At 46.1% G+C, this 629-nt stretch carries 1 protein-coding gene; it reads right to left on the bottom strand.

Annotation, left to right across the window (positions count from 1 at the left end):
• On the bottom strand, positions 1–182 hold a 182-nt coding region (locus V5T57_RS20655; RefSeq protein WP_332893164.1), incomplete at its 3' end, for a transposase.
• Between the last annotated feature and the right edge of the window lie 447 nt (positions 183–629).

Below are 629 nucleotides of genomic sequence, written 5' to 3'. Positions count from 1 at the left end.
ATTTCAGGAGATTTGCCGCCTGCTTTCTTGGCTGCCGCTTGTGCCCGCCAGTTGTAAAGGTTCTTTGAATTGACATCCAGTTGCTCGGCGATCTCCGGCACGGATTGATCCGTGCTGTTCATCAGGTCGACAGCACGATCCTTGAACTCCAGGGTGTACCGTTTTAATTGTCGTTTGCTCATCAAGACACCTCTTCTTATGTGGGAGTCCTATTCTCCCTCAGAAATAGTGTCCAAAAAAGTGTAACCACCTCAGGATGTGGGGGGGTTGTTAAATCCTATGGATTCAACACGCCCCCCACAATGACTGCATAAGCTGTTGCAGTTAGCTACGTCCTATTACGTCCTATTAGGTACTTTGGTAACATGGGTGTGAAACAGATCTATCTTCTTTTTCATTTGGCTGGAAACTGTGGTCGAACATTTCGTCTTAACTGGCCTATACAGAGGTTCCAGAAACTTTTTCTTTACACCCAAATAGGCATTCTTTACTGAAGCCGGTAGGCGTTGTTTATGCCTATGAAGCTCGGTTTTCAGATCGTGCCGAGACTGGTTGATCCGTGCGACCAATTTGTCTATTGCCCGCTGACAGTCTGCCATACCAACAGATTGTTTCTTAACTGGTATTTT

Source organism: Magnetococcus sp. PR-3, assembly GCF_036689865.1.
In the GTDB taxonomy this organism is placed as follows: Bacteria; Pseudomonadota; Magnetococcia; order Magnetococcales; family Magnetococcaceae; genus Magnetococcus.
The sequence above is the reverse complement of the archived record's forward strand: the minus strand, read 5'-3'. Positions and strand labels throughout refer to the sequence as shown.